This is a genomic window from Streptomyces sp. NBC_00224, assembly GCF_041435195.1.
Lineage (GTDB): Bacteria > Actinomycetota > Actinomycetes > Streptomycetales > Streptomycetaceae > Streptomyces.
This window is the reverse complement of sequence record NZ_CP108106.1, coordinates 4,443,080-4,462,253: the sequence shown is the minus strand read 5'-3', so window position 1 is coordinate 4,462,253 and position 19,174 is coordinate 4,443,080. Positions and strand designations below refer to the sequence as shown.

Annotated in this window: 23 protein-coding genes; 9 read left to right on the top strand and 14 right to left on the bottom strand. The window is 71.5% G+C overall.

The window, feature by feature from the left end; translation table 11 throughout:
- Window positions 1-44 precede the first annotated feature (44 nt).
- Together murQ and OG965_RS19695 are read right to left on the bottom strand one after the other, a co-directional pair.
- The gene (gene murQ, locus OG965_RS19700; protein WP_371653404.1) at window positions 45-977 is read right to left on the bottom strand and encodes an N-acetylmuramic acid 6-phosphate etherase; all 933 of its coding nucleotides are present in this window, start codon (window positions 975-977) and stop codon (window positions 45-47) included.
- A gap of 42 nt (window positions 978-1,019) precedes the next feature.
- Entirely contained in the window at window positions 1,020-1,940 is a 921-nt protein-coding gene (locus OG965_RS19695; protein WP_371653403.1) for a MurR/RpiR family transcriptional regulator, read from the bottom strand.
- Window positions 1,941-2,026: 86 nt separating this feature from the next.
- Between OG965_RS19695 and OG965_RS19690 the strand changes: the two genes are divergently transcribed.
- Window positions 2,027-2,398: a hypothetical protein gene (locus tag OG965_RS19690; protein ID WP_371653402.1), complete on the top strand. Its 372-nt coding sequence runs from the start codon at window positions 2,027-2,029 to the stop codon at window positions 2,396-2,398.
- Window positions 2,395-2,661: a DUF4031 domain-containing protein gene (locus OG965_RS19685; RefSeq protein WP_371653401.1), complete on the top strand. Its 267-nt coding sequence runs from the start codon at window positions 2,395-2,397 to the stop codon at window positions 2,659-2,661. Before OG965_RS19690 ends, OG965_RS19685 begins: the two co-directional genes overlap by 4 nt.
- Window position 2,662: 1 nt before the next feature.
- Here OG965_RS19685 and OG965_RS19680 read toward each other — a convergent pair whose 3' ends face one another.
- Window positions 2,663-3,295, bottom strand: a complete 633-nt coding sequence (locus OG965_RS19680) for a hypothetical protein (protein WP_371653400.1) — start codon at window positions 3,293-3,295, stop codon at window positions 2,663-2,665.
- A 140-nt stretch (window positions 3,296-3,435) separates the two neighbouring features.
- Between OG965_RS19680 and OG965_RS19675 the strand changes: the two genes are divergently transcribed.
- Together OG965_RS19675 and OG965_RS19670 are read left to right on the top strand one after the other, a co-directional pair.
- Window positions 3,436-4,656 (top strand): alpha/beta hydrolase family protein, encoded by a 1,221-nt coding sequence (locus tag OG965_RS19675; protein ID WP_371653399.1) that lies wholly within the window; start codon window positions 3,436-3,438, stop codon window positions 4,654-4,656.
- Between the two features lie 86 nt (window positions 4,657-4,742).
- Window positions 4,743-5,432, top strand: a complete 690-nt coding sequence (locus OG965_RS19670) for a copper homeostasis protein CutC (RefSeq protein ID WP_371653398.1) — start codon at window positions 4,743-4,745, stop codon at window positions 5,430-5,432.
- 269 nt (window positions 5,433-5,701) lie between these two features.
- Here OG965_RS19670 and OG965_RS19665 read toward each other — a convergent pair whose 3' ends face one another.
- The 7 genes from OG965_RS19665 to OG965_RS19635 all read right to left on the bottom strand — a co-directional run bounded on the left by OG965_RS19665 (window position 5,702) and on the right by OG965_RS19635 (window position 9,558).
- On the bottom strand, window positions 5,702-6,895 hold the full coding sequence (locus OG965_RS19665) for a methyltransferase domain-containing protein (RefSeq protein ID WP_371653397.1): 1,194 nt from the start codon (window positions 6,893-6,895) through the stop codon (window positions 5,702-5,704).
- A gap of 9 nt (window positions 6,896-6,904) precedes the next feature.
- Window positions 6,905-7,051, bottom strand: coding sequence for a hypothetical protein (locus OG965_RS19660; protein WP_329399976.1), 147 nt, complete (start codon window positions 7,049-7,051; stop codon window positions 6,905-6,907).
- Window positions 7,052-7,119: 68 nt separating this feature from the next.
- The gene (locus OG965_RS19655; protein ID WP_371653396.1) at window positions 7,120-7,335 is read right to left on the bottom strand and encodes a hypothetical protein; all 216 of its coding nucleotides are present in this window, start codon (window positions 7,333-7,335) and stop codon (window positions 7,120-7,122) included.
- Between the two features lie 87 nt (window positions 7,336-7,422).
- Window positions 7,423-8,271 (bottom strand): helix-turn-helix domain-containing protein, encoded by an 849-nt coding sequence (locus OG965_RS19650; RefSeq protein ID WP_371653395.1) that lies wholly within the window; start codon window positions 8,269-8,271, stop codon window positions 7,423-7,425.
- A 27-nt stretch (window positions 8,272-8,298) separates the two neighbouring features.
- A complete protein-coding gene (locus tag OG965_RS19645; protein WP_371653394.1) occupies window positions 8,299-8,829 on the bottom strand; it encodes a DUF6879 family protein in 531 nt (176 codons plus the stop codon).
- Window positions 8,795-9,043 carry a hypothetical protein gene (locus tag OG965_RS19640; RefSeq protein WP_371653393.1) on the bottom strand — a complete coding sequence of 83 codons (249 nt, stop codon included), beginning with the start codon at window positions 9,041-9,043 and terminating at the stop codon, window positions 8,795-8,797. Before OG965_RS19640 ends, OG965_RS19645 begins: the two co-directional genes overlap by 35 nt.
- 65 nt (window positions 9,044-9,108) lie before the next feature.
- The gene (locus OG965_RS19635; protein WP_371653392.1) at window positions 9,109-9,558 is read right to left on the bottom strand and encodes an ATP-binding protein; all 450 of its coding nucleotides are present in this window, start codon (window positions 9,556-9,558) and stop codon (window positions 9,109-9,111) included.
- 207 nt (window positions 9,559-9,765) lie between these two features.
- On the opposite strand from OG965_RS19635, the gene OG965_RS19630 reads away from it, so the two are divergent.
- Window positions 9,766-10,602, top strand: coding sequence for a Scr1 family TA system antitoxin-like transcriptional regulator (locus tag OG965_RS19630; protein WP_371653391.1), 837 nt, complete (start codon window positions 9,766-9,768; stop codon window positions 10,600-10,602).
- Complete coding sequence (locus tag OG965_RS19625; RefSeq protein ID WP_371653390.1) at window positions 10,599-10,838, top strand: DUF397 domain-containing protein; 240 nt, start codon at window positions 10,599-10,601, stop codon at window positions 10,836-10,838. The genes OG965_RS19630 and OG965_RS19625 overlap by 4 nt, the downstream gene beginning before the upstream one ends.
- On the opposite strand, the gene OG965_RS19620 is transcribed toward OG965_RS19625, so the two are convergent.
- Together OG965_RS19620 and OG965_RS19615 are read right to left on the bottom strand one after the other, a co-directional pair.
- A complete protein-coding gene (locus OG965_RS19620) occupies window positions 10,826-11,506 on the bottom strand; it encodes a hypothetical protein (protein WP_371653389.1) in 681 nt (226 codons plus the stop codon). The two genes, OG965_RS19625 and OG965_RS19620, sit on opposite strands and share 13 nt — an antisense overlap.
- Before the next feature lie 161 nt (window positions 11,507-11,667).
- Window positions 11,668-12,855, bottom strand: a complete 1,188-nt coding sequence (locus OG965_RS19615; protein ID WP_371653388.1) for an MFS transporter — start codon at window positions 12,853-12,855, stop codon at window positions 11,668-11,670.
- Between the two features lie 90 nt (window positions 12,856-12,945).
- Between OG965_RS19615 and OG965_RS19610 the strand changes: the two genes are divergently transcribed.
- Complete coding sequence (locus tag OG965_RS19610; protein ID WP_371653387.1) at window positions 12,946-13,272, top strand: ArsR/SmtB family transcription factor; 327 nt, start codon at window positions 12,946-12,948, stop codon at window positions 13,270-13,272.
- A 173-nt stretch (window positions 13,273-13,445) separates the two neighbouring features.
- Here the strand turns inward: OG965_RS19610 and OG965_RS19605 are convergent, their stop codons facing one another.
- Entirely contained in the window at window positions 13,446-15,524 is a 2,079-nt protein-coding gene (locus OG965_RS19605) for a UvrD-helicase domain-containing protein (RefSeq protein WP_371653386.1), read from the bottom strand.
- A gap of 311 nt (window positions 15,525-15,835) precedes the next feature.
- Between OG965_RS19605 and OG965_RS19600 the strand changes: the two genes are divergently transcribed.
- Window positions 15,836-16,027, top strand: a complete 192-nt coding sequence (locus tag OG965_RS19600; protein WP_371653385.1) for a hypothetical protein — start codon at window positions 15,836-15,838, stop codon at window positions 16,025-16,027.
- Window positions 16,028-16,233: 206 nt separating this feature from the next.
- On the top strand, window positions 16,234-17,415 hold the full coding sequence (locus OG965_RS19595) for a glycosyltransferase 87 family protein (RefSeq protein WP_371653384.1): 1,182 nt from the start codon (window positions 16,234-16,236) through the stop codon (window positions 17,413-17,415).
- A 57-nt stretch (window positions 17,416-17,472) separates the two neighbouring features.
- On the opposite strand, the gene OG965_RS19590 is transcribed toward OG965_RS19595, so the two are convergent.
- Complete coding sequence (locus OG965_RS19590; RefSeq protein ID WP_371653383.1) at window positions 17,473-19,122, bottom strand: DNA repair helicase XPB; 1,650 nt, start codon at window positions 19,120-19,122, stop codon at window positions 17,473-17,475.
- Window positions 19,123-19,174 lie beyond the last annotated feature (52 nt).

The window sequence follows — 19,174 nt, the reverse complement described above, 5'->3', positions numbered from 1 at the left end:
AGGGGTGCCGCCCTCCGGCGTGTCCGGGGGAGGCGGGGGCGGGGTCAGCAGCCGCCCGGCCGCGTCAGCGCCGTGCGCAGATGGCCGTCCGCCCGCTCCAGGCGGCGCGTCGCCGTCGCCGCGTCCACGTCCGCGAGGAGCATCAGGATCGCCGTCTTCACCTCGCCGTCGGCGGCCGCGAGGGCCGACTCGATGTCCTTCTCGCCCGCGCCCGTCGCCAGCGAGACGATCCGCCGCGAGCGGGCCCGCAGCTTCTCGTTGGAGGCCCGGACGTCGACCATGAGGTTCCCGTACGTCTTGCCGAGCCGGATCATCGTGATCGTCGAGATCATGTTGAGGACGAGCTTCTGGGCGGTGCCGGACTTGAGCCGGGTGGAGCCGGTCAGCAGCTCCGGGCCGACCACGACCTCGATGCCGTGCTCGGCGGCGGCGGCCAGGGCGGACCCGGCGTTGCAGGCGAGCCCGATCGTCAACGCCCCGCGCACACGGGCGTGTTCCACGGCGCCGACGGCGTACGGGGTGCGGCCGGAGGCGGAGACGCCGACGACGGTGTCGAGCGCGGTGAGCCCGAGCCCGTCCAGATCGCCCGCCGCCAGCTCCTTCGAGTCCTCGGCCCCTTCGACGGATGTGGCGATGGCCGCCGGCCCGCCCGCGATCAGCCCGACGACCTGCGAGGGGTCGGTGTTGAAGGTCGGCGGGCACTCGCTGGCGTCCAGAACGCCGAGCCGCCCGGCGGTACCCGCGCCCGCGTACACCAGCCGCCCGCCCCGGGCCATCCGCTCGGCGGTGGCGTCGATGGCGGCGGCGATCCGCGGCAGCTGCGCGGCGACGGCGGCGGGGACGGTGGCGTCCTCGCCGTTCATGATGCGGGCGATCTCGGCGGTCGGCAGCCGGTCGATGTCGGCGAGCTCGGGCCGGAACGCCTCGGTGGTCAGGGCGGCCAGCTGGGCGCGGAGTTCCCCGTACGTGGAAGTCATGGGAGCGCTGCTCTTTCCGTACGTGTGCGAGGGCACCCGGGGTCAGCGGGTGCGCGGGCTGTGGCGGTGGGCGAGCGCCTCGTAGGAGGCGGCGAGCGCGGGGGCGGCCGTCTCGTACGTGTGCTGGGCGACGCCGATGAACAGGCAGTCCACGACGAGGAGTTGGCTCGTCCGGGACGACATCGCGGCCGGGCGCAGCTCGCTCTCGCGGGCGGTCGAGGTGGTCAGTATGTGGTCGGCGTACTGGGAGACGGGGCCGTCGGGGCGGCCGGTGATGGCGATGGTGGTGGCGCCCCGGTCGAAGGCGACGCGCAGCGGCTCGATGACGTCGCCGGTCGAGCCGGAGTGGGTGATGGCGACGGCCGCGTCGCCGGACCGCAGCTGCACGGCGTTGGTGACGGCGAGGTGCGGGTCGGTGTGGGCGTGCGCGATGAGCCCGATCCGCAGCAGCTTCTGGGCGAGGTCCTGCCCGACGAGGGAAGAAGCCCCCACGCCGTAGATGTCGACCCGGCGGGCCTGCGCGAGGGCGGTGACGGCGGCGGCGAGCTGGACGGTGTCGAGGGCTGCGGCGGTGTCGGCGAGGGTCTGCTGCTCGTCGTAGGCGAGCTTGGCGACGACGTCGGCGATCGGGTCGTCCACGGCGATGTCGGCGGTGACGGCCGGGGCGCGCCCCGACTGCTGCTGGGCGGCCAGCCCGGCGAGCGCGAGGCGCAGATCGCGGTAGCCCGGGTAGCCGAGGAGGCGGGCGGTGCGGACCACGGTGGCCTCGCTGGTGCCGGTGAGCTCGGCGAGTCCGGTGACGGTGAGGGCGGCGCACCCGGCCGGGTCCTGGGCGACGGCCTCGGCGACGCGCTGCATCGAGCGGGTCATGGACGGCGCGAGGGTGCGGACCTTGGCGGCGAGTGCGGCGGGGGCCGGCGGGGTGGCATCGCCGATGAAAATTTCCTTCACGTCACGAGTCACCCTTGAAAGATATTTTCGCAGCTGGGCCGGGGTCAACCCTCCGGGCGGGTTCGGGCGGGTGGGGCTGAAGGGGTGACAATGGCTGCATGGACGACGTCGACCCCCTGGAGCAGTCCCTGCACGCCGCACGCGCCCTGGTGCTGGCGGATCTGGCCGCGCGCGACGTGGCCCAGGCCGATGTGGTCTCACTGGTCGAGGACGCGGTGACGCACCGCCGCTGGTGGGTGGAGCAGTGGCCGGACGGCCTTGAGTACGTGGCCGGGCTAGTCGCCCAGGACGTGCAGGACGCGCTCCTGGAGAAGTACGGCCGCTGGCCCATCTGCCCCGTCTGCCACGACGGCGACCCGCACGCCCTGGACGTCGAGCCCGAGCTCGGCCCCGACCCGCACTGGGTGTGCGGCAAGGCGGGCGTCAAGGTGGCCCCGGTCGGCGGCCTGGGCACGGGCCCGCTCGCATGACGGTCTACATCGACCCCCCGACCTGGCCGGGCCACGGCCGCCTGTGGTCGCACCTGATCAGCGACGTGTCGTACGAGGAGCTGCACGCGTTCGCAGCCGCGGTCGGCTGCCCGCCGCGCGCCTTCGAGCGGGACCACTACGACGTACCGGAGTCCCGGTACGCGGACGCGGTACGGGCCGGGGCGGTCGAGATCGGCCCCAAGGAGCTGGTGCGGAGGCTTACGGGGGCGGGGCTGCGGCGGCCTAAGGGGCGGCCGGCGTAGCTCACCCGGTGAGCAGCTCCAGCTCCGCCGTCAGGTTCTCGCGCGCCCGGGCCTCCCACTCCTTGGCGCCGTAGGGCGTACGGAACAGCCTCGGCAGTTCGAGGAGCTGGCGCAGGACCTGGGCCCGGCCGGTGCGGAAGGCGTCGTCGGGGACGAAGGCGTACTCCTCGCGGACGGCGGCGGCGTACGCCGCGTACTCCTCCGGGTCCCCGGCGAGCACCGCCAGGTCGGCGTCGCACAGGACCTCGCCGTTCGTGTCGCCCTCGTGGGGGTCGTGGGTGACGGTGAGGCGTACGAGCCGGGCGACTTCGGCGGTGTCGTCCTGGCTCAACCCGGCCTCGGGCAGCGCGCGTTCGGCCTGCGCCGCGCTGCGCTCCTCGTTCTCGGAGCGGTCGGGCCGGTACACGGCGTCGTGGAACCAGGCGGCGAGGCGTACGAGTTCGGGGTCCTCGGCGTGGTCGGCGAGGGTGTCGATGTGGCGCAGCACGGCGGCGAGGTGGTCGACGGTGTGGTACTTGCGGTGCGGCTCGGCCCACTGGGTGAGGAGGCGGTCGGCGTAGGGGGTGGGGTCGGGGCCGTCGCCGCTGCGGGCTGCGGTGAGGGTTTGGGTCCAGCGGGTTTGGAGGTCGGCCATGCGTTGAGCGTAGCCACCCCGTTCGTCCGCAGGCCGTGTGTGGCTGGTCCGCAGGTGAAGGTTCGTTCGGGGTAACCCGAGGCCCGACACGGGGGCCTGCCCGATTGGGGGCGGGCCCGGGGGCTGGGACAGTCGGAGGCATGATCGCGCCCTCTCGACGAGTCGTCCTGTCCGCCGCCGCCCTCTCCGCCGCCGCCACCCTCATCGGCGGGCCCGCCGTCGCCGCGCCGCGCGTACGGATGTCGCTGCCCGCGCCCACCGGCCCGTACCCCGTCGGCACGGTCGCGCTGCGGCTCGTGGACCGGGGGCGGCGGGATCCGTGGGGTGGGGTGCGGCCGTACCGGGAGTTGATGGTGGGGGTGCGGTACCCGGCCCGGAGCGTACGCGGGTACGAGCGAGCGCCGCAGATGACCCGGGCCGCGGCGGACGCGTACGGCCAGGTGAGCGGGCTCGACGTGCCGCCCGGCACGGTCGACTGGGCCGTGACCCGCAGCCACGCGTACACCCACGCCCCCGCCACCGGCAGGCGCCTCCCCGTCGTCCTCTACTCGCCCGGCGCCGGCGACCCCCGCACCCTCGGCACCACCCTCTGCGACGAGCTCGCCTCGCGCGGCTATGTCGTCGTGATGGTGGACCACACGTACGACGCCCAGGTCGTCGAATTCCCCCGGCGACGGCTCGAACGCACCGTGCTGCCCCGCGAGTTCAAGCGTGCCAAGGACGCGGGGCCCGAGCACGTCGTCGCCCTCCTGAAGAAGGCCGTGGACGTACGGGTCGCGGACACCCGGTTCGTACTGGACCGGCTCGCCGACCTGCCCGGCGGGCTCGGGCGGCGCCTTGACCTCGACGCCGTCGGCATGTTCGGGCAGTCGGCGGGCGGCTTCGCGGCCGCGCAGGCCATGCACGACGACCGCCGCGTGCGGGCCGCGCTCAACATGGACGGCGTGATGGGCTACACCCAGCGCGACGACGACCCGTCGAACCCGTCCACCGTCGCCTCCGAGGGCGTCGACCGGCCGCTCCTGCTCATGGGCATGGAGGGCGACACCCACCACACCGTGGCCTCCTGGGGCCAGGCCTGGGAACACAGCACGGGCTGGCACCGGGACCTGACGCTCAGGGGCTCCGCCCACGCCTCCTTCACGGACCTCCAGTCCCAAGTGCCGCAGATCGCGCGCCAGTTGGGGCTGCCGGATGCCTTCATCGCCAAGAATGTCGGGACGGTCGACCCCGTACGTTCCGTCGCCGCACAGAAGGCGTACGTATCGGCGTTCTTCGACCGCTGGCTGCGGGGCGGGGACCCGGCGCGGCTGCTCGACGGGGCGTCGGCGCGATGGCCGGAGGTGCGGTTCGTGGAGTGAGGGCATGCGGCTGGGTGGGTCGACGCGTAGGCTTGTTATTGGACTAGACCTGTCGACCTGTACGGCAGCCGAGGAATTGGGGTCAGATGAGCAACCGTGCACTGCTTGAGGTGATCGCCCTCGACGCGGCGGACGCGATCGCGGCGCAGGCCGGCGGGGCGGACCGGCTTGAGCTGGTCACCGACATGGCGGCAGACGGCCTGACCCCGTCCCGGGAGACCTTCGCGGCGATCCGCGCCGCCGTGGACATCCCGCTGCGCGTGATGCTCCGCTCGGCGGACGGCTTCGCGGCGGGCGACGTGGACGCGCTCGTACGGGACGCGCGGGCGCTGCGGGCGGAGGGCGCGGACGAGTTCGTGCTCGGGTTCCTCGACGAGACCGGCGCGCCGGACGTGGCGGCGGTACGGGCACTGCTGGCGGAGCTGGACGGCTGCCGCTGGACGTTCCACCGGGCCATCGACCGGGCCGCCGACCGCGACGCCCTGCGCAAGGAGCTCGCGGGGCTGCCGGGCCTCGACACGTATCTGACGGCGGGGGCGGCGGGGGGCGTCGACGACGGCCTCTCGACGCTGGTCGCGGAGGCCGCCCGCAGGGCCGAGCCCGGCTACGAGCCCCGCATCCTGGTCGGCGGCGGCCTCCGCCTCGACCACCTGCCGACGCTGCTGCGCGCGGGCATCGACGCGGTCCACATCGGGGGTGCGTCCCGGCCGCAGGGGTGGGACGCGCCGGTCTCGGCGGAGGCGGTCGCGGCGTGGCGGGGGGCGCTGGACGCGTAGCGATCCCTCCTTGGGACACCCCACCCCGCCCCTTCCCGCTGTGACATGTGCGGCTCCGCCGCGTGGCCTCCGGGGGTGGGTGGGGGTAAGGGTGGTCTCCCGGGGGCTGCGCCCCCGGACCCCGGGCGGGGCCTGCGGCCCCTGCACCCCGCTTACGGGGGCTTCGCCCCCGGTACCCCCGCTGGGGCTGCGCCCCCGCCCCCGCTTCGGGGCTCCGCCCCGGACCCCGCTCCTCAAACGCCGGAGGGGCTGGATTTTCCGGCCCGCAGTCAAATCCCGCGCCCTCCCCGGCCGAGATCGACCTGGACCGGGCTGTCCGGGGAATCCAGCCACACCTTTTCGCCGTCGTCGGCGACGGTGAGCCCGAAGCGTTCGAACCCGGGGCGGCCCTTCTCGCACCACCAGCGGTAGGCCGCTTCCGTCTCGTCCCACAGGCGGCGCGGTCCGGACTGGTACACCTCGTACGAGTCCGCTCCCGGTATGTAGTCGGCCGATGCCCACGACTTCGTGTCGGTGCTGTACGTCCACAGGGTGTACGCGCCGCCCTCGTACCGCTCCACGGTCCAGAACGCGCCCGGCACGCGCAGCCCGATGACGAACTGCTCCACCCACCCGCCGACATCGGCGGGCGAAAGCGCGGTGCTGCTCCTGACGCCGTCTGCGGGCCACTCCAGACCTTTCAGGTAGGCGGCATGCGGCGGCTGAATCGGGCGCTGCTGGCGTAGCCGCATGAAGGCACTGGAGCGCGTGAAGCGGCCGCTCGCCGTGCCGTCGTCGCCGACGACCAGACGGGCGATCGCCTCACCGCCGTACTCCGTTCCCCAGGGGGCGACGACGAGTCCACCGGTCCGGGTCTGCTCGACCCATGCCGGCGGCACCGCACCGACGGAGCAGGTGTCGATGACGCGGTCGTAGGGCGCGTTCCCGGTGAACCCCAGTCGGCCGTCACCCACAACGACCAGAGGGTGCAGCCCAGCGGCCCGAAGGTTCTCGCCCGCCCCCTTGGCCACCTCCTCGTCGTACTCGACGCTGACCACGTTCGCGTCGCCCAGCCGGTGCGAGAGGAGTCCGGCGTTCCACCCCGTGCCCGTACCGATCTCCAGAACGCGGTGACCGTCCTTCACGCCGAGATCCGCCAACATCGAGAACACCATGCGGGGTTTGGAACTTGAGCTACTGGGCGTGGTGCCCAGGCCGTCCCCGGTATGCCTGCCGTCGTCCCACTGCGTGGTCAGGGGGATGTCGGAGTACACCGCCGTGAACCACGCGTCGCGGTCCTCGGCGCGGTCGACCAACGGGTTCTGTCGCGTGCCGTCCGCGATCCCCGGCCAGACGCGGGCGGGCACGAACAGCTCGCGGGGGACGGCCTCGAACGCCGCCAGCCAGTCGGGGGCCAGCGCGCCCGCCGCGACGAGCGCGGAAGCGAGCCCCGAAGGGCCCGCCTCCTCTGCGCGAGTGTTCATCGTCATCGGCTACTTCTTCGCGGGGCCGGAGCCGTCGGAGCTGTTCCCGCCGCTCGTCTCCTGGCCGCCTCCGCCGTGTCCGCGTCCGCTGCTGCCGTCGTCCTGCTGGCTGCCGCCCTGCCCGGACCCGGTGCCTCCGCCGTGCTGTCCACCCATGGGGTGCTCCTTCATAGTCGGATTGATTCGCGGGGCGTGCGACCCCGTGTGGGCCCACGCGGCGGCTCTCATCGGTTCCTCTTCACCGGATGCGGGTGGTTCCTGATCTCGGCCGCAGCGTCGTACGCCTTGCCGTACTCCGTTGCCTCACGTGCCTCTGCCAGTTCCGTCGCCAGCGCGGCGCAGACTCCGCACGCGGCCACGGGGTCGCAGCCGTACAGGTAGTCGTGCACGCGCTTGGGCAGTTCAGCTCTCTGTTGCGGGTAGGTCCGTGGGTTGGTCATGCCGTCCCCTCGCGCAGTGCTGGTGACGACGACGCTAGGAACTGAGGAGCGGCGCCGACCACAAAGTTGCAGTCGGTTGCAGACGGATTAGGCGAGGGCATTGATCGCCGCTGAGATCAGTGCCCGCGCGTCCTTCCCGTAGACAGCCATCTTCGCCAGATCGCCGAACGCCCTGGCATAGATGGCGACTTCACTGGGCTGGGTGACAGTGACCTTGGCGGTCAGCAGCTCCACGTGCACCCGCTGATCATCGAACATGGTGAACGTCTCCTGACCCCACATGCCACGAGGAACCGTGCGCGGGATGATTCCCAGGGAGACGGACGCCAGGGGCATGACGGCTAGCAGATGGCCCAGTTGAGCGGACATGGCCCCGGCGTCGCCGTACCGGTAGTAGAGAACATCCTCTTCCATGAGCAGGGCGAATCTGTGCCCGCCCTCCCGGATCACATGGGAGCGCGCGACCCGCGCTGATGCCGCTTCCGCCGAGTCATCGGGAAGTCGACGGAAGCCGGCGATCGTGGACAGCAGCGCGCGGGCGTAGTCCTCGGTTTGGAGCACACCCGGCATGACCCGCGAGGAGTAGACGCGGAAGTGCCTGGTCTGCTCGTACAAGGGGACGTAGGACTCTTGGAGCCTCCGCAGGCCGGTGCGCTCAAGCCGCCGCCACTGCACGTACATGGACTCCGCCGTACGGCTCACTGCGATCAGGTCCGCTGCTTGGTCCGCAGCGCCGCAGGCACGGCACCATGCCCGGATGTCGTCGTCCGACGGAGCGGTCTTGGCGTTCTCCAGTCGTGACGACTTGGACTTGTGCCACCCGCATGCGACGGCCACGTCAAGGCATCTGAGACCTGCGTCGAGTCGCAGTTCCCGCAGACGTGCCGCGAGCGCTTCGCGGGCGGCCTGAGCGCTGGAAGAGGGAGACGCGGGCATGAGCTGAGGTCCGGTGGTTCGCTCAGATCAGACCTTGAAGTCGGCGTGCGGGGTGGCCCGCTGCCATACGGTCTCGAACGCCGATGTGCAGAGGCGGGCAACAGCCGGAGCGTCGGTCACCTCCGGGCCGCCGGATGCTCCGTCACCGGTGAAGTGGTTGAAGCGCACCACCCGCTCGTCGAACAGCCAGAAGTCGTTACCGGGGAGCGCGATATCCGACGCCTGGCGCCTCGCCAGCCAGCGCACTGATTCCCCCGCCTCGATGTTCAAGGGCGTACCGGCGTGTTCGTACTTGATGTACTCACTGACCGGCTCGGAGACGATCCGTGCGCGGCGCATGACCACACCCCGGCCCACCGTTTCCCGCACAAGGTCCAGCCAGGCGCGGCGCCGCCCCGTGCGGTCGTACCGACTGCCGTCGTCCCCTGCTTTCCATGCCTCGAACTCCGCTGCTTCAGCGGCAATGCCGTACGCGTCCCGCATCTCCAGGTGGACAGCTGAGACGTGGCACCCGGCCAGCATCTCAGCGAAGCTCGGAACTGCGCTGTTCTGCGGCATCGCACGCCTTTCGAATCAGCGGCACCATGCGGGCCGGAATGCGGATGACTGCCTCGGTGCCGGGGATGGGGCCGACCGTCAGGCACTCCGCCTCGGTCTCCTCGTCGGCCTTCCAGCCCTGCAACACCATGTCAGCGTTCTTGCCGTCCACCCATGCCGTGGGGCATTCGTCCCCGTCGGTGTTGGGGTCCTTGCCGAAGAAGACTAGGGCCATGATCGCCTCCGCTGTCGAGGGAGTTGCATGCTGTGGCACGACCATCACTCTCCGGTGGATCAGGGTCAAGAGGGCGTAGGCGCACCGGACTTGCGGGCGATCGGGTGCGACGAAGGCTCCGCACCCATCCCCACCTCCACCCACACAGTCTTCCGCCGCGCACCCCCCCCCTCCACCGTCCCCCACCGATCCGCCACCGCCTGCACGAGGAGCAGGCCGCGCCCCGACTCGGCGTCGGGCGGCGGCGCGGAAGCGATCACCGGGCGCTTGTCGGCGCGCGTGTCCGTCACCTCGATGCGCAGGACGCCCGCCCGCAGGAGAAGGCCCAGCTCGAAGGCCCTCCCCGGCGCCCCCGCGTGCACCACGGCGTTGGCGGCCAGCTCCGCCACGATCAGCGCGGCGGTGTCCGACGCGTCGGACCCACGGGGTACGCCCCACTCCGCGAGCCGTTGGGTCGACAGCAGTCGGGCGAGTCGCGCGCCCCGCCGAGTGGCGGCAATGCGACGCCTGAACACACGTACGGTAGTGGGCAGTTGTGCGAACGAAGCTTCCGTTTCGGGGTGCATGGGGCCACCGTGACGTGCCGTGCACCCCGGCCACCAGGCATCGAGCCCGTACGCTCCGCGAGCGTACGCGCACCCGCTGTAGACAGTACGGCCAACACCCCGTAACCCTGGGTGAGTTGTACGCGGGGGAGATCCACTCACCGGGAGGTGGCCGGGATGGCCTGGGACCACGAGGGACACGACGGCGAACCCGACGTATCCGACAGCCTGCGCACGTTCGGGGCGGTGGTGCAGGCCCTGCGCGAATTCGCCGGCCTGAGCCGCGAGGACTTCGCCCCGCTCGTCGGCTACTCCAAACACACCGTCGAATCCATCGAGTTGGGGCGGCGGATGCCCGACGGTGTGTTCGTCGAGCGCGCGGAGGCCGCCCTTGGCAACACCGGCGCGATCCGCAAGGCGGCGGAGCACATCAACCGCCAGCCCGGCCTGGCCACCTGGTTCCGCCGCTGGGCCCGCCTCGAACAGCAGGCGATCAGCCTGTACACGTACGAGTCGCGGCTCGTGCCGGGTCTGTTGCAGACGGAGGCGTACGCGCGGACGTTGTTCGGGGAGCGGGTCCCGCCCTTGGCCGACGCCCAGGTGGAGGCTCAGCTGGTGGCCCGCCAGGAACGGCAGCAGCTTCTTCGTGACCGGCCCAACACAGCCTTCAGCTTCATCGTCGAAGAGCACATCTTTCAGCGGCGTACGGGTGGCGCAGACGTGACCCGCGAGCTGATCGATCACGTGTTGGAGTGCGCCTCGCCGCGAAATGTCGAGCTTCAAATCCTCCCGTTGGACAGGGGAGTTCACTGTGGGATGGACGGGCCCATTCGACTGCTCGAAACCCCGGCCAACCGTTGGTTTGGCTACTGCGAGGGGCAGGAGAGCGGCCAGTTCATCTCTGACCCGAAAGTGGTCAGCACGCTCCACATGCGATATGCGAAACTGCGCTCGCAGGCCCTCACTCCCGAGGACTCAGCGGGCCTGCTGGAGCGACTGCGAGGAGCGCTATGAGCACCCCCGAACTGGCCTGGTTCAAGAGCAGTCACAGCGGCAGCTCCGGTGACGACTGTGTCGAAGTCGCCCTCGACTGGCGCAAGTCGACCTACAGCAGCGGCTCAGGTGACGACTGCGTAGAGGTGGCCAGTTGCCCGGCCACCATCCACGTCCGCGACTCGAAGAACCCCACGGGTCCCCGGTTCGCCGTCTCACCCGCCGCCTGGGAAGGCTTTCTGGGCTACTTCCAGTAGAGGCCCTCACCCATGGTGAACGGGTCACCCCAGTACTCCGCCGACGCGACCTTCGTCGTGGCCGACGGGGCCAGTGCGATCGCGCAGCTCTTCTGGGTCTTGCCGTTGGTGAAGCCCTTGGGCAGGGAGTCGCTGTCGCACTTGGCGAAGTTGCCGATGATCATCAGGTCCTGCGCGTCGGTGCCGTCGCCGAGGTGGCCCTTGACGTGGGTGACGGAGGCGTACTCCAGGTTCGTCGTGCCGACGTTCTTGACCGTGTAGCGGATGTAGTACGGGACCTTTCCGCTGACCTTGTCGCCGAGCTTGAGCGGTGCGAGGTCGGCGGGGTCGCCCTTCTCGATCGCGTCGACGGTGAGGGCGATCTCGCCCTTCGTCTTGGTCCCGTACTTGAACGGGAACTGGGCCGCCTGACCGAACTTGAACGTCTGGCCGCCCTTGGCCTGACCACCGGCGGCGCCACCGTCACCGGCCGGGGCCGACGGCTGGGTGGACGGTGCCGAGGACGAAGGCGCGGACGAAGGCGTGGACGGCTTCGGCGTCGCCCCGCCGACCGACGCGTCCGACCCGTCGTCCCCGTTGCACGCGCTCAGCGCGAGCGAACCGACGACCACCAGACCGACCGACGCCAGCTTGACCCGGCCACCTCGGTGCATGACAGAACTGCTCACTGTTCGTACTCCCCCGTGCGTAATGGTGCGCGTGATGCGTGTGATGTGCGTGATGCTGTGGATCGTCTGTGCGATCTCTGATCCCTACGAACAGACTTCCTAATGCCAACCCGCGACGCCTCGCCACCGCGCTGACCGATATGCCCCGGCCCGTGGCCGATTCATGACTTGGTCAATACGAAAGTGCTACGCGCGGCGGGCGTCGACGGCGCCGCAGCCCGGCGCGTCGTCACCGCCGCCAGGGCGACCGCCAGCAGCATCAGCAGCGTTGAGGTGAACGGGAACCAGCGCTCGCCGAGCACCGCGATCGCCGCGCTGCCCGTGACGCCCGCCGCCGCCACGCCCAGGTACAGCGCGCTGCTGTTCAGGGAGAGGAGGAGCGGCGCGGAGGGCGGATCGAGCGCGACCAGGCGGGCCGGCAGGGCGACCGCGACCGCCCAGCCCGCCAGGGGGTTCAGGGCCGACGCGATCAGGGCCGTCGGCATCGACTGCATCAGCCACGGCAGGGCCAGCGACACCGCCGCCGAGACCGTGCCCGCCGTCAGGATCACCACCCTCGGGCCCCAGCGGTCCACCACCCGGCCGCCGAACGAGCTGCCCGCCACCGAGAACACGCCCGAGATCAGGAGCAGCAGGGTCAGCTTCGACTGGTCGCCGTTCGTCGCGGGGGCCGCCGCCACCGTGTAGTAGATGAAGACCGTCTGGACGGACAGGAAGACCAAGAACGTTGTTGTCGCGGCGCCGAGCACCCGGCGGTTGCCCAGCGGAGCCAGGCGGGCCCGCAGGCCCGGGGACGGCTGTGGGGCCGGGAGGCCCCGGAGCATCAGGCCGACCCCGGCGAACGCGGCCGCGCCCAGCGCCGTGACCAGCCACATCGTGAGGCGCCAGTCCGTCCGGCCGATCCAGGTGCCCAGCGGCACCCCGAGCGCCGTGGCGACCGTGAGGCCGCCCATCACCGTGGCGATGGCCCGGCCGCGCCGCTCCGGCGGTACGAGTGCGGTGGCGACGGCGTTGGCGGTGGGCGTGTAGAGGGCCGCGCCGACCGCCGCCAGGACGCGGGTGGCGAGCAGCAGGCCGAAGTTCGGGGCGAGCGCCGAGAGCGCGTTGGCCACGGTGAAGATCACCAGGGCCGTCAGCAGCGTCCGCAGCCTCGGCCACTTCGCCGTCACCGTGGCCAGGACCGGTGCGAGCACCGCGTACGCGAGCGCGAAGACCGTGATCATCTGGCCCGCCGCCGAGACGGAGACGTCCAGGTCGTCCGAGACGAGCGGCAGGATTCCGGCGATCACCATCCCGTCCGTACCGACGGCGAAGGTGCCGAGAGCGAGCAGGAGCAGGCGTAGGCGCATCAGTTCCCCCGTATCGTTTGATGTACATCAAACGATCGCGGAACGGTTTGATGTTTGTCAAACGATTCTTGTGGGGGGGAGGGTGGGGAAATGGGTGACGAACACGTCGAGGAGTGGCTGCCGCAGCCCGATGCCGCCGACATCGAGCTGGTCAAGGTGCTGCATGCGCTCGGCGACCCCGTACGGCTGACGCTGCTCAAGGTGTACGCGGACGGCGAGCAGTACAGCTGCGCGCCCGGCGCGCTCGGGCTCGGCCACCTTCACAAGTCGACGGTGTCGCACCATATGCGCATCATGCGCGAGGCCGGGGTCACGTCTACCCGGGTCGTCGGGCGCAGCCGGTATGTGCGGCTGCGCCGGGACGACCTGGATTTGCGGTTCCCCGGGCTTCTTGACGCGCTGATCAAGGCTTTGTGACAGGGCGGTCGGCTGCGGGCCGGTGGGGGCTGGTCGCGCCCGCGCGGCGGAGCCGCAAAATGTCACGGCCCCGCGCCCCTAAAACCCTCGGTCGGCTGCGGGCCGTGCTTGGTTGCTCGCGCAGTTCCCCGCGCCCCTAGGGGCTAGGGGCTAGGGGCTACGGGGTGCGCAGCTCAGGCCAGTTGTTGCGGCAGCGCCGCCGCATGGCACACCGTCAACCCCGACACCGCTCGCGTCAGTGCCACGTACAGGCGGCGCAGGCCCGTGCGTTCGTCCGGCTCGCCGTCTACGACCGCCGCGGGCTCGTCCAGGACCACGTAGTCGTACTCCAGGCCCTTCGCAAGGGACGCGGGGACGAGGGTTAGGCGGGACTCCGTCGTCGTCTCCTCGCCGGGGGCCAGGAACACCAGGCCCGCCGCCATCAGCGCCTCCGCGAGCACCGGGATCCGCGCGTCCGCCGCGATCAGGCCGATCGAGCCCTCGTGTTCCAGCGACTCGCGGCAGGCGGCGATCACATCCGCGTCCAGGTCCGTGGTCGACCGTACGTCCAGCGAGCCCGGTGTCTCACGGACCGACTCCACCGGGGCCAAGCCCGGGGAGATCGACGGCAGCAGGCGCGACGCGTACGCGATCACCTCGCGCGGCACGCGGAAGCCCGCCGTCAGCTCCTCCACCACCGCGTCCGCCTTGCCCAGATGGCGCAGCGCCTCGGCCCAACTCGCCGTCGCCCAGGGCGTGGTGCCCTGCGCCAGGTCGCCCAGCACCGTCGCCGAGCCGGTCGAGCAGCGGCGGCCGACCGCCCGGTACTGCATGGGGGAGAGGTCCTGCGCCTCGTCGATCACCACATGGCCGAGCGAGTGGGTGCGCGCCACCAGGTCGTTCGCCTCGTCGATCAGCACCGCGTCCGCCGCCGACCACTTGGCGCTCTTCACGCTCCGCGCGGGCTTGGCCCAGAGGATCGTCTTCTGCTCTTCGGCGGTGAGTACGCCCTCCGCGTGCGCGGCCAGGAAGTCCGGGTCGGCCAGCAGGCGCAGCACCAGCTTCGCCGGGTCGACCGGGGGCCACATCGCCTTCACGGCCGCCTTCACCGCCGTGTTGCGGGCCACCGCGTCCTGCACCCGGTCGTCGGGCGCCTCGCCCGCCTGCTCCATCCGTACGAGCACGGCGTGCGCGATGCGCTGCGGGAGCGCGTCGTGGGCGGCGCCGTAGCGGATGTCGCGCGCCTGCAACTCCCGGACGATCTCCTCCAGTTCGTACGCCGGAATCCGCCACCGGCGCGAGCCGCGCACCACCATCAGCGGTTCGGTGGGCATGCTCACGTGCGAGCGGACCGCGCGGCGCAGCACCTCGGCCATCCGGGCGTCGCCCTTGACGATCGCGGCGGGCGCGTCGTCGGCGCCCTTCACCTCGACGTGCGCCACCAGGTCGTCGACGGTCGCCTGCTTGACCTCCAACTCACCGAGCGCGGGCAGCACTTGCTCGATGTAGTGGAGGAAGGACGCATTCGGCCCGATGACCAGGGTGCCGGTACGGGCCAGGCGCTCGCGGTGCGCGTAGAGGAGGTACGCGACCCGGTGCAGGCCGACGGCCGTCTTGCCGGTGCCGGGGCCGCCCTGTACGCAGACGGATCCGGTGAGCCCGGACCGTACGATCTCGTCCTGCTCCGGCTGGATCGTCGCCACGATGTCGCGCATCGGTCCGACGCGCGGCCGCTCGATCTCCGCCTGGAGCAGCTTGCTGGTGGTGGCGGCCTCGGCGGGGTCGGTGAGGTGCTCGTCCTCGTACGCGGTGAGGTCGCCGCCCGTGTACCCGAAGCGGCGGCGCAGACCGATGTCCTGCGGGTCCTTCTTGGAGGCGCGGTAGAACGGCTGGGAGACGGGCGCACGCCAGTCGATCACCATCGGGTCGCCCTCGGCGTCGTGCACATGGCGGCGCCCGATGTACAGCGGTGGATTAGCGGCCTCCGGCCGCGGGCGCTCGCCCTCCGCGCCCTCGGCCAACTCGGCGCCCGGAGCGTGCAGATAGTCGAGGCGGCCGAAGAAGAGCGGAGTGTGCGAGAGGTCCGCCAGGGCCTTGATGCGGTCGTCGATCTGGCGCTGCAGGACGGCCGCGTTCACCCAGTTCGCGGTGACGTCCTTGATGTCGAGGTTCTCCACGTCCTCGCGCATCGCGCGCAGGGCCGCGCGTGACTCGGAGAGGTGGGCGCGCTCGCGGCTGAGGGGATCTTCGGGGTCGTGGTCGTGCGTGGACAAGGGGGGTTTCCTCCGGGCGGCGGGGCGGCGGTTCAGGGCTGCGGGATCGCCTTGCGGCTTCGGCGGCCGGCCGGTTTCCGTCCGGGCGGCGGCGCTCCTCGGAGGGAGGCGGGGGAAGGGGGCGATTGTAGTCAGGGGTTCCCCGGCGGGCGAACGATTTTCCCCGGCGGCCCCCGGCGACCCTGGGCGACCCTTAGGGACCGGGGTCCTACCCGTAGGGGATGGCGTTGGACCAGAGGTGGACACGGGGGCGGTGCGGGTTCAGACCGCAGAGCGATGAAAGGGGAGTGCCCCGGGAGCACCATGGATACATGAGCACCGTGACCTGCACCTCCGCGCCCACCGTCCCCGCCCCCAGGGGCGCCACCGCCACCGGCGCCCAGCACTCCCCGCACCGCGTCGGCAACGCGCTGCGCGCCTGCAAGGCCTTCGCGGGTGCCGCGCTGAGCGTCGTCGTCCTCGGGGAGTACTCGGAGGAGGCGGGCGTGCGCCGCCGCCACTGAGTCCGCCCCACCGGAACCCGCTGTAGGCGTGTGAGCCTCTGGGCCCGCCGAGCCTGCCCCGCAGTCGGGTGATTGCCCGGGCCCGCCGAGCCTGCCCCCTCCCGATCGTGTGATCCTCTAGGGTCGCGGCCGTGAAGTACCGGACCGTGACCGACCGTTCACTCGCCGCTACACCCGCTACACCCGCTACACCCGCTACACCCGCTATGCCCGCGACAGGCGTCGTCCTGCTCGCCCTCTCCCTCGCCGCGCTGGCAGTGCTCTGCGCCGCACTCCGTATCCCCATGGCGGACGCCCTGGTCTACCGGGCGGAGGGCGCGGCCGTCGCGCACGGCACCGATCTGTACGGCTTCACCGTCACCCGCTGGCACCTGCCCGCCACCTACCCGCCGTTCGCCGCGATCCTCTTCGTGCCGACCACCTGGCTCCCCGTGCCGGTGCTCAAGGCCGCCTTCGCCGTCGGCAACGCACTGCTGCTCGCCCTCCTGGTGCGGCTGTCCTGCCGTTTCGCCCGGATCGCGCCCCACCCCGCCGCCCTGCTCGCCGCCACCGCCGCCGGGCTCTGGCTTGAACCGGTGTTCCAGACGCTGCTGTTCGGCCAGATCAACCTGGCGCTGACCTGCCTGGTCCTGTGGGACCTGACCCGGTCGCCGGGCTCCCCCGGCAAGGGCTTCGCCGTCGGCATCGCGGCGGGCATCAAGCTCACCCCCGCGATCTTCCTGCTGTACGCGCTGCTCAAGGGGCGGTGGCGCGAGGCGGGGACGGGCGCCGCCGCGCTCGCCGGGACCGTCCTCCTCGGCGCGCTCGTCCTGCCCCGCGCCAGCGCGGACTTCTGGACCCGGCGGCTCTTCGAGACCGACCGGGTCGGCAAGGCGTGGATCGTCGACAACCAGTCGCTCCAGGGCCTGGTGGCCCGGCTCCTGCACACGTCCGCGCCGGGCGCGGTGTGGGTGGCGGTCGCGGCCGCCGTGGCGGCGGCGGGCCTGTGGACGGCCCGCCGCGCGGACGACCGCTGGGGCGTCCTGGTCACCGCCCTCACCGCGCTGCTCGTCTCCCCGATCAGCTGGTCGCACCACTGGGTGTGGTGCGTGCCGCTGCTGGCGGTGCTGGTGGCGGAGGGTCGGCCCCGTACGGCCGTCGCCGTAGCGGCCGTCTTCGCCGCGCGCACGCTGTGGCTGGTGCCGCACGCGGGTGACCTGGACCTCCATCTCCCTTGGTGGCAACAGCCGTTGGCGTCGCCGTACGCGCTGCTGGGGCTCGCGGCGCTGGGGTGCGCGGCGGGCAGGTCGCTGTTTGGCTGCGGCCCGGTGGGGGCTGGTCGCGCAGTTCCCCGCGCCCCTAAAAGCCTGTGGCTGAGCTGGGTTCTCCGGCTGCGGCGGACTACCTAAGGGGCGCGGGGAACTGCGCGACCAGCCCACCACTCACCCGCAGACGGCAAACAAACCTCAGCCCAAGTCCCCCGTAAGCAGATCGTCCGCATCGACGATCCGGTACGCGTACCCCTGCTCCGCCAGGAACCGCTGACGATGGGCCGCGAAGTCCTGGTCGAGGGTGTCGCGGGCCACCACCGAGTAGAAGTGCGCCTGGTGGCCGTCGGCCTTCGGGCGCAGCACGCGGCCGAGACGCTGAGCCTCCTCCTGCCGTGACCCGAACGTGCCGGACACCTGGATGGCGACCGTCGCCTCCGGCAGGTCGATCGAGAAGTTCGCGACCTTGGAGACGACGAGCACGGAGATCTCGCCCTGGCGGAACGACTCGAAGAGCTTCTCGCGCTGGGCGTTGGGCGTCTCGCCCTTGATCACCGGCGCGTTCAGATGCTCGCCCAGCTCGTCGAGCTGGTCGATGTACTGCCCGATGACCAGGATCTGCTGGCCCGCGAACTTCCGTACCAGCGCCTCGGTGACCTTCCGCTTGGTGGCGGTGGTCGCGCAGAACCGGTACTTCTCCTCGGCCTCGGCCGTCGCGTACGCGAGCCGCTCGGAGTCGGTCAGATTGACCCGCACCTCCACACAGTCGGCGGGCGCGATGTAGCCCTGCGCCTCGATCTCCTTCCACGGCGCGTCGAACCGCTTCGGCCCGATGAGCGAGAAGACGTCCGACTCGCGCCCGTCCTCGCGTACGAGGGTGGCGGTGAGCCCGAGCCGCCGCCGCGCCTGCAGATCGGCGGTGAACTTGAAGACGGGCGCGGGCAGCAGATGCACCTCGTCGTAGACGATCAGCCCCCAGTCACGGGAGTCGAAGAGCTCCAGGTGCGGATAGACGCCCTTACGCCGCGTCGTGAGCACCTGGTACGTGGCGATGGTGACGGGCCGGATCTCCTTCCTCGTCCCGCTGTACTCGCCGATCTCGTCCTCGGTCAGCGAGGTGCGCTTGACCAGCTCGTGCTTCCACTGCCGGGCCGAGACGGTATTGGTCACGAGGATGAGCGTGGTCGCCTTGGCCTGCGCCATGGCGCCCGCCCCGACCAGCGTCTTCCCCGCGCCGCAGGGCAGCACGACCACACCGGAGCCGCCGTGCCAGAACCCCTCGACGGCCTGCTTCTGGTACGGCCGCAGCGCCCAGCCGTCCTCCGCGAGCTCGATGGGGTGCGCCTCGCCGTCCACGTACCCCGCGAGGTCCTCGGCGGGCCAGCCGAGCTTCAGCAGGGTCTGCTTGATCTGGCCGCGCTCGGAGGGGTGCACGGCGACGGTGTCCGCGTCGAGCCTGGCCCCCACCAGCGGAGCGACCTTCTTCGACCGCAGGATCTCTTCGAGCACGGGCCGGTCGGTGCTGGTCAGCACAAGCCCGTGGACGGGGTGCTTGCTCAGCGTCAGCCGTCCGTAGCGCGCCATCGTCTCCGCGACGTCGACGAGCAGGGCGTGCGGGACGGGGTAGCGGGAGAACTCGACGAGCGCGTCCACGACCTGCTCGGCGTCGTGTCCGGCCGCGCGCGCGTTCCACAGCCCGAGCGGGGTCAGCCGGTAGGTGTGGATGTGCTCCGGCGCCCGCTCCAGCTCCGCGAACGGCGCGATGGCCCGGCGGCAGGCGCCGGCCTGCTCATGGTCGACTTCCAGGAGCAGGGTCTTGTCCGACTGGACGATCAGTGGCCCGTTCACGTACCTACATCCCTCCGCAGGTGCCAAACCTCCAGTGTGCCTCATGCACGCG